The organism is Neobacillus kokaensis (assembly GCF_014656545.1).
GTDB lineage: Bacteria > Bacillota > Bacilli > Bacillales > Cytobacillaceae > Neobacillus > Neobacillus kokaensis.
Window position 1 is genome coordinate 264,012 of sequence record NZ_BNDS01000003.1, and the last position, 7,796, is coordinate 271,807.

Genomic DNA, 7,796 nt, shown 5'->3' on the forward strand with positions numbered 1-7,796 from the left:
TGCCTGACACCAGTTAGTCTTTTTTATATTGGCTGTTTTGGCTGTTTTGTTTGTCGATGCCGCTTGCTTCGCGGCCCGGTCCGGCATTACCCTTGACACTGGCGGCGCTTACGCCGGCTTTAGAGGGGTTTTTCTTCATTCTTGCCATCATCATCACCTCATTCATAGATTGCCCTTCGATTGATAAATTTATCGCGCCAATAGGAAACTTACTTTTCAAAAAAATTTAAATTTTACACGTTTACCAATTGCACAATTTTTTGAAATCTTTTATAGTTAATAGTAACGAAACTCATTCAAAGGTAATTTTTTTTAATCAAAAAATGAATGAGTATTCATTCAAAGTATCAAAGGGGGAGACAATGTTGAACCAATTAATTAAAAAAGCGGCTGTTATAGGATCTGGAGTAATGGGTTCGGGGATTGCAGCACATCTTGCGAACATCGGAATTCCAACAATTCTTTTGGATATCGTCCCGTGTGAACTAACGAAGCAAGAAGAGGCAAAAGGCCTTACGTTAAAAGATATGCAGGTGCGTAATCGAATTAGTACTGCAGCTATACAAAAGCTGTTAAAACAAAAACCGGCGCCATTAACGCTGAAAGAGAATCTTGACTTGATTGAAGCGGGAAATTTAGAAGATGATTTAGTTAAATTGAAAGATGTAGACTGGGTAATTGAAGTTGTTGTGGAAAACCTGAATATCAAAAAGCAGGTGTTTGAGAAAGTAGACCAATTCCGTAAACCTGGAAGCATAATCAGCTCCAATACATCTGGAATTTCTGTCGAGGCAATGGTAGAAGGCCGTTCAGATGATTTTAAAAAGAATTTCCTTGGCACGCACTTCTTTAACCCGCCGCGCTACCTAAAATTATTAGAGGTAATCCCGACACAATACACGGATCTGGAAGTTCTCTCCTTCATGAAAACCTTTGGTGAGGATGTTCTCGGTAAAGGTGTCGTTGTTGCAAAAGACACACCAAATTTTATTGCCAACCGCATTGGTACTTATGGCCTGCTGGTAACACTTCAAGAAATGCTTAAGTCTGGTTTAAGCGTCGGCGAAATTGACTCGATTACTGGTCCTTTAATAGGGAGAGCAAAAAGTGCCACTTTCCGAACATTGGATGTGGTTGGACTGGACACATTCGTCCATGTCGCCGGGAACGTATATGAACAAGTAGAGGGAGAAGAGAAAGAAGTCTTCGAAGTTCCGGCATTTATGAAAAAAATGATTGAGAACGGCTGGTTAGGCAGTAAATCTGGGCAGGGCTTTTTCTTGAAAAAAGGTAAAGAGATCCTCGAACTTGATCCTAATACACTGGAATATGGTCCACGTAAGAAGCTTTCAACTCCAGCAATCGAGCTTGCAAAACAAGAAAAAGGAACGGCGAATAAATTGAAAGCGCTTGTTTACGCCAATGATCGTGCCGGACAATTCCTATGGAACACTTTTACAAAGTCTTTCGTTTACTCTGCACAGCTTTTAGGTAAAATCGCTGATGATATCGTGGCGATTGACCGGGCGATGAAATGGGGCTTTGGCTGGGAGATGGGTCCATTTGAAACATGGGATGCCATTGGCCTTGAAAATTCTGTCCGAAAATTAAAAGAGACTGGCACAGCAATTCCTGCATGGGTAACGGAAATGCTCGATAAAGGTTTTACGACGTTTTATAAGGAAGAAAACGGAGAACTCTATTTCTATCATAACGGCGAATACAAACTGGTAGAGTACAATCCAAAAATCATTGAACTGAAAAAGATAAAAAAGCAAAAAGGCGTTATTAAAAAGAACAGCGGTGCGAGCTTGATTGATATCGGCGATGGTGTTGCCCTGCTTGAGTTCCACTCGCCAAACAATGCGATTGGGATGGATATTGTTCAAATGATGAACTTTGCGATTGATGAAGTCGAGAAAAATTACAAAGGGCTTGTGATTGGCAACCAAGGCAAGAATTTCTGTGTCGGCGCGAACCTAGCGATGATGCTGATGGAGGTTCAGGATGACAATATTTATGAGCTCGACCTGATTGTCCGGCAGCTCCATAAAGCGTTATTAAAAGTGAAATACAGCTCGAAACCGGTGGTTGCTGCGCCATTTGCGATGACACTTGGCGGTGGTGCAGAGGTTTGCCTCCCTGCTGCACATATTCAGGCCGCTTCTGAAACGTATATGGGTCTAGTTGAAACTGGTGTCGGCCTGCTTCCGGGAGGCGGCGGAAACAAGGAACTGTATATGAAACACTTAGAAAACCTGCCAAGCGGTGTCCAGTTTGATTTGCAGCAGGTCGCTAATAAAGTTTTTGAAACAATTGCCATGGCGAAGGTTTCTACATCTGCAGATGAAGCGCGTAAAAATGGCTTCTTAAGCAATTCGGATGGAATCAGTGTAAACAGCGATCATCAGCTATATGATGCAAAACAGGCTGTGCTTGCTTTACATGAACAAGGCTACAAGCCAAAAGTTCGCCGAAAGGTTCCAGTTACAGGTGAATCAGGATATGCGACATTATTGCTCGGGGCTGAAGCAATGAAACTATCAGGTTATATCTCCGAGCATGATTTGAAAATTGCTAAGAAAATTGCATACGTCATTTCTGGGGGCAAAGTGCCATTCGGAACCGAAGTTGATGAGCAATACTTATTGGATTTGGAAAGAGAGGCATTTTTAAGCCTGATTCAAGAACCAAAAACACAGCAGCGCATGCAGCATATGCTTTTAAAAGGCAAACCGTTAAGAAATTAATTAGGGTCAAAACCCTTATCAATAAATTGATAGAAAGCGAGGGAACTTGCATGAGAGAAGCGGTAATTGTTGCCGGAGCGCGGACCCCGGTAGGTAAGGCAAAGAAAGGAACGCTTGCCCATGTGCGTCCGGATGACTTAGGAGCATTGGTGGTAAAGGAAACGATAAAACGAGCTGGAGACTATGAAGGAAATATCGATGATCTAATTATTGGCTGTGCCATCCCGGAAGCAGAGCAGGGACTGAACGTTGCCCGAAATATCGGCGCATTGGCGGGGCTTCCGCATACCGTTCCGGCCCTAACAATCAATCGTTACTGCTCATCTGGCCTGCAGACCATTGCTTATGCAGCGCAGGCTATCATGCTCGGTCATACCGATACAGCGATCGCAGGTGGAGTAGAGTCAATGAGTATGCTGCCAATGACTGGTCATGTCCTTCGTCCTAATGTAAAGCTGGTGGAGTCAGCGCCACAATATTATATGGGCATGGGTCATACAGCTGAAGAGGTTGCAAAGAATTATGGAATTAGCCGCGAAGAGCAGGATGCCTTTGCTGTAAGAAGCCATCAACGCGCGTACAAAGCAATCCAGGAAGGAAAATTTGCCGATGAACTTGTCCCAGTGGATGTGGCGTTCCGTACTGTTGGCCCGGATCATAAATTGGTCGAAAAAACGATCCCATTCACTCAAGACGAAGGTGTTCGTCCAGATACAAACCTAGAAACTTTAGCAAAGCTTCGACCGGCCTTCTCGGTATCGGGCACCGTAACGGCAGGCAACTCATCGCAAACAAGTGACGGTGCGGCTGCCGTAATGGTGATGGATCGTGAAAAAGCGGAAGCACTTGGGCTTAAGCCGTTAGCGAAATTCAGATCGTTTGCTGTTGGCGGTGTCCCGCCTGAAATTATGGGGGTTGGTCCCGTTGTTGCCGTACCAAAGGCATTAACGCTTGCCGGTCTTGAGCTATCTGATATCAATTTATTTGAATTAAACGAAGCATTCGCATCACAATCAATTCAGGTTATTCGCGAGCTTGGGCTTGATGAGGAAAAGGTGAACGTAAACGGCGGGGCCATTGCTCTTGGCCACCCGCTTGGCTGTTCCGGCGCAAAGCTGACTTTAACACTGATTCATGAATTAAAGCGCAGAAACGAACAATTTGGCGTTGTTACGATGTGTATTGGCGGAGGAATGGGTGCTGCCGGCGTGTTTGAATTGCTTTAATAGAATGCGGGCCATGGTTTAGGGCCCTTTTTAGAAAAAGTTTAGGAGGAATTTTTTATGACAGAAACTAAAAAAATCGTAAAAGGCGGAAGCTTTTTAATTGAAGATATTTCATTTAATCAAGTGCTGACACCGGAGGATTTTAATGAAGAACATTTAATGATTGCCAAAACGGCAGATGATTTTATTGAAAAAGAAGTGCTACCGCAGCTGGAATACTTAGAAAAACATGATTTTGACCGAACTGTAAAACTTTTAAAGCAAGCTGGCGGGCTAGGGCTGCTGGCGGCTGACGTTCCTGAGGAATATGATGGCTTAGGCTTAGATAAAATCACCTCATCGCTTTTAACAGAAAAAATGGCGAAAGCTGGTGGTTTCTCACTTTCACACGGTGCTCACGTTGGGATCGGCTCCCTGCCAATCGTTTTATTTGGTAATGACGGCCAAAAGAAGAAGTATTTACCTGCCCTTGCATCAGGTGAAAAAATTGCCGCTTACGCCTTAACCGAGCCAGGTTCAGGTTCGGATGCCCTTGGTGCAAGAACGACTGCTAAATTAAATGCAGAAGGCACGCATTATATCCTTAATGGTGAAAAACAGTGGATCACTAATGCCGGTTTTGCCGATGTGTTTGTGGTTTATGCAAAGATTGACGGCGAGCATTTCACTGCATTTATCGTGGAAAGGGACTTCCCGGGCGTATCCACCGGTGCCGAAGAGAAGAAAATGGGGATCAAGAGCTCATCTACTCGTACGTTAATTTTAGAAGACGTTCCAGTTCCAGTTGAAAACCTGCTTGGTGAATTTGGCAGAGGCCATGTTATTGCCTTTAATATTTTAAATATCGGTCGTTATAAGCTTGCGGTAGGGGCTGTGGGCGGTTCCAAAAACGCATTGGAAATGACCGTAAAATATGCAAACGGCCGCCAGCAATTTAAAACACCTATTTCTCAATTTAATTTAACAAAAGAAAAATTTGGAACGATGGCGTCAAAAATTTATGCGGCAGAAAGCTCTGTTTACCGTACAGTTGGTTTGTATGAAGACAACCAGGGCCAGCTTTCCACTGAAGATGCGAAAGATATTAAGAAGGTGGCAAATTCTGTTGCGGAATATGCCATTGAATGTTCGTTAAATAAATTCTTTGCAAGTGAAGTGCTCGATTATGTCGTTGATGAGGGCGTTCAAATACACGGCGGCTACGGCTTTATGCAGGAATATCCAATTGAAAGAGCGTACCGCGATTCCCGTATTAACCGGATTTTTGAAGGTACAAACGAAATCAACCGTTTACTGGTTCCAGGTACGCTGGTTAAAAAAGCAATGAAAGGCGAGCTGCCATTATTCCAAAAAGCACTTCAGCTTCAAGAAGAATTAATGATGCTAATGCCGGAAGAACCGGGCGACCAGCCGCTGGAACAAGAAAAATATCTTGTCAGAAACGCGAAGAAGATTGCATTGTTAGCAGCCGGATTGGCCGCACAAAAATATGGTAAAGCTCTTGAAAGAGAGCAGGAGGTATTAGCCAATATTGCTGATCTTATCTCAGATGTCTATGCAATGGAATCTGCTGTTTTACGGACGGAAAAAGCAATAGCCAAGGATGGTGCGGCAAAGAATAATCAGAAGCTTCTTTATACACAAATCTTCTGTCAAGAAGCCTTTAATCATATTGAAGCGATTGCTAAAGAAACACTTGTTGCAGTTGAACAAGGTGATACCCTCCGGATGATGCTGTCATCGCTTCGCAAATACACCCGCCATACACCAACTAATGTAATCGCGAAAAAACGCGAAGCAGCTGATGTTCTAATTGCCGCTGAACGCTTTGTGGTCTAATGGGAATTAATTGGGCTTCCTCTGGTCAATGAGGAGGCCTTATTTATTTTAAAAATCTTTTTGAATAAGCAGGATTTTTACGAAATATGTCGAATTTGTTTTGAAGAAATAATAAATTGACCGTTAGGATTTTGAAATAGAATATGGTAATATTCAATTGAAGGTCCAATGGAACTATCTTTAATAAAGGGGCGTGTAATGGATGTCTCTGACGTTTTACTGGTATCCCAAATGCGGCACATGTCGAAACGCGAAGAAATGGCTGGATGCCCATGAACTTTCTTATGAAGCCATACATATTGTCGACAATCCTCCAACCCGCGAGGAATTGGAGAAGCTTTACCAGAACAGTGGTTTAGAATTAAAAAAATTTTTTAATACAAGCGGGCAAAAATATCGGGAATTAGGCATCAAGGATAAAATCAAGACTTTCAGTGAAGCCGAACTTTTAGACCTGCTTGCATCTGACGGCATGCTCATAAAACGGCCGCTTTTAACCGATGGTCAGCATGTTACAGTGGGCTTTAAGGAAGAAGAGTATGAGAAAATGTGGCTGAAATAAGCCGCCATCGACCTAGGGAAATCGATCATAATCGATGATAGATTTTAGAAAAAAACATGGAGGGATTGTTAGCTATGACTACACCAAAGGAATTGCGTTATTCTGAAGAACATGAATGGGTAAAAGTAGAAGGAGAAAAAGTGCGCGTTGGGATCACTCACTTCGCACAATCTGAGCTTGGAGACATTGTTTTCGTTGAGCTTCCAGAAGTAGGCGATGAAGTAACAGTTAACGAGCCATTCGGCAGCGTTGAATCTGTAAAAACTGTTTCCGAACTTTATGCTCCTGTCAGCGGTAAAGTTGTGGAAGTAAACGAAGACTTAAATGACAGCCCTGAATTCGTAAACGAATCTCCATACGAAAAAGCATGGATGATTGTAGTTGAATTATCAAACAGCAACGAGCTTGATGAGTTAATGACTGCTGAACAATATGAGCAAATGACTCAAGAAGACTAATATTAGTCTAGAAGCACCCTATTTCACAGGGGTGCTTTTTATGTGGGATAAATTTCCACTATATATCAATCTTTAATGGGAAAACTAGCTTGTAAGCAAAAAACTACTTTAAAAATGACAATAATGATATTGTTAACATACATAGCATAAGCACTCTTGATGTAATTAGAATATGTTAACAGTAAACCACTACTTTTAGGTGATCGAGGATGAATGAATCGTATGTTGACAAAGTTCTTATTGTCGAAGGAAAATCGGATAAAAATAAGGTAAGAAAGATAGTTAAGGAACCCGTAGAAATTATTTGTACAAACGGGACGATCAGCCATACCAAATTGGATGAATGGATTGACTTTTTGGATGACAAGGATGTCTATATCCTCGTCGATGCTGACGAAGCCGGTGAAAGGCTGCGTAAGCTGTTTAAACGAGAATTTCCAAATGCAGAGCATTTATATATAGACCGGATGTATCGCGAAGTCGCGACAGCACCCGTGCACCATTTAGCGACCGTTTTACTTGGTGCGAATATTGATGTCCATACAGAGTTTTTAGAAATGGGATAATGTTTTATGAACGAATGGAATCGAAGTGATTTAACTTTATTTTTACAAAAGGGCGGAACGGGCTTAGTGTATTTTTTTACCCCCCTATGCGGCACCTGCCAGGTTGCAGGGAAAATGCTGCAGGTGGTAGAAAATTTGGTTGAGCTTGAAATGGGGAAGCTGGATTTGAACTACTACCCGGATTTTGCCGAGAGGTTTGCGATTGAGAGTGTGCCTTGTTTACTCCTTGTTCGGGAGGGGCAAGTGGTTGAAACAATATATGCATTCCATTCCGTGCCGTATCTTTTAGATAAGATTAGGATAGATTTGATGGGAACAGATGCCTGAGAGGGGTGTCTGTTTTTTTGTTTTTCCTGGGAGGGTTTTATTGGAATAAGTCTTGATATTGCCCGAAG

At 42.5% G+C, this 7,796-nt stretch carries 8 protein-coding genes; 7 read left to right on the top strand and 1 reads right to left on the bottom strand.

Annotated features, from left to right (window positions below; genetic code table 11):
* Nucleotides 1-13: 13 nt before the first annotated feature.
* A complete protein-coding gene (locus tag IE222_RS05770) occupies nt 14-148 on the bottom strand; it encodes a YuzL family protein (protein ID WP_084797676.1) in 135 nt (44 codons plus the stop codon).
* Nucleotides 149-362: 214 nt separating this feature from the next.
* On the opposite strand from IE222_RS05770, the gene IE222_RS05775 reads away from it, so the two are divergent.
* The 7 genes from IE222_RS05775 to IE222_RS05805 all read left to right on the top strand — a co-directional run bounded on the left by IE222_RS05775 (nt 363) and on the right by IE222_RS05805 (nt 7,728).
* Nucleotides 363-2,750, top strand: coding sequence for a 3-hydroxyacyl-CoA dehydrogenase/enoyl-CoA hydratase family protein (locus tag IE222_RS05775; protein WP_191270628.1), 2,388 nt, complete (start codon nt 363-365; stop codon nt 2,748-2,750).
* A 50-nt stretch (nt 2,751-2,800) separates the two neighbouring features.
* Nucleotides 2,801-3,976, top strand: coding sequence for an acetyl-CoA C-acetyltransferase (locus IE222_RS05780; protein WP_191270630.1), 1,176 nt, complete (start codon nt 2,801-2,803; stop codon nt 3,974-3,976).
* 57 nt (nt 3,977-4,033) lie between these two features.
* Nucleotides 4,034-5,815: an acyl-CoA dehydrogenase FadE gene (locus IE222_RS05785; RefSeq protein ID WP_191270632.1), complete on the top strand. Its 1,782-nt coding sequence runs from the start codon at nt 4,034-4,036 to the stop codon at nt 5,813-5,815.
* A gap of 202 nt (nt 5,816-6,017) precedes the next feature.
* Nucleotides 6,018-6,377, top strand: a complete 360-nt coding sequence (locus tag IE222_RS05790; RefSeq protein WP_191270634.1) for an arsenate reductase family protein — start codon at nt 6,018-6,020, stop codon at nt 6,375-6,377.
* Between the two features lie 74 nt (nt 6,378-6,451).
* The gene (gene gcvH / locus IE222_RS05795; protein WP_191270635.1) at nt 6,452-6,835 is read left to right on the top strand and encodes a glycine cleavage system protein GcvH; all 384 of its coding nucleotides are present in this window, start codon (nt 6,452-6,454) and stop codon (nt 6,833-6,835) included.
* Between the two features lie 209 nt (nt 6,836-7,044).
* On the top strand, nt 7,045-7,401 hold the full coding sequence (locus IE222_RS05800; protein ID WP_191270637.1) for a toprim domain-containing protein: 357 nt from the start codon (nt 7,045-7,047) through the stop codon (nt 7,399-7,401).
* 6 nt (nt 7,402-7,407) lie between these two features.
* Nucleotides 7,408-7,728, top strand: coding sequence for a thioredoxin family protein (locus tag IE222_RS05805; protein WP_191270639.1), 321 nt, complete (start codon nt 7,408-7,410; stop codon nt 7,726-7,728).
* The last annotated feature ends 68 nt before the right edge of the window (nt 7,729-7,796 follow it).

What these genes read in the sequence shown, in the direction of transcription:
- gcvH (WP_191270635.1), top strand. Translation starts at nt 6,452, where the DNA reads ATGACTACACCAAAGGAATTGCGTTATTCTGAAGAACATGAATGGGTA.
- IE222_RS05775 (WP_191270628.1), top strand. Translation starts at nt 363, where the DNA reads ATGTTGAACCAATTAATTAAAAAAGCGGCTGTTATAGGATCTGGAGTA.
- IE222_RS05785 (WP_191270632.1), top strand. Translation starts at nt 4,034, where the DNA reads ATGACAGAAACTAAAAAAATCGTAAAAGGCGGAAGCTTTTTAATTGAA.
- IE222_RS05770 (WP_084797676.1), bottom strand. Translation starts at nt 148, where the DNA reads ATGGCAAGAATGAAGAAAAACCCCTCTAAAGCCGGCGTAAGCGCCGCC.
- IE222_RS05780 (WP_191270630.1), top strand. Translation starts at nt 2,801, where the DNA reads ATGAGAGAAGCGGTAATTGTTGCCGGAGCGCGGACCCCGGTAGGTAAG.
- IE222_RS05790 (WP_191270634.1), top strand. Translation starts at nt 6,018, where the DNA reads ATGTCTCTGACGTTTTACTGGTATCCCAAATGCGGCACATGTCGAAAC.
- IE222_RS05800 (WP_191270637.1), top strand. Translation starts at nt 7,045, where the DNA reads ATGAATGAATCGTATGTTGACAAAGTTCTTATTGTCGAAGGAAAATCG.
- IE222_RS05805 (WP_191270639.1), top strand. Translation starts at nt 7,408, where the DNA reads ATGAACGAATGGAATCGAAGTGATTTAACTTTATTTTTACAAAAGGGC.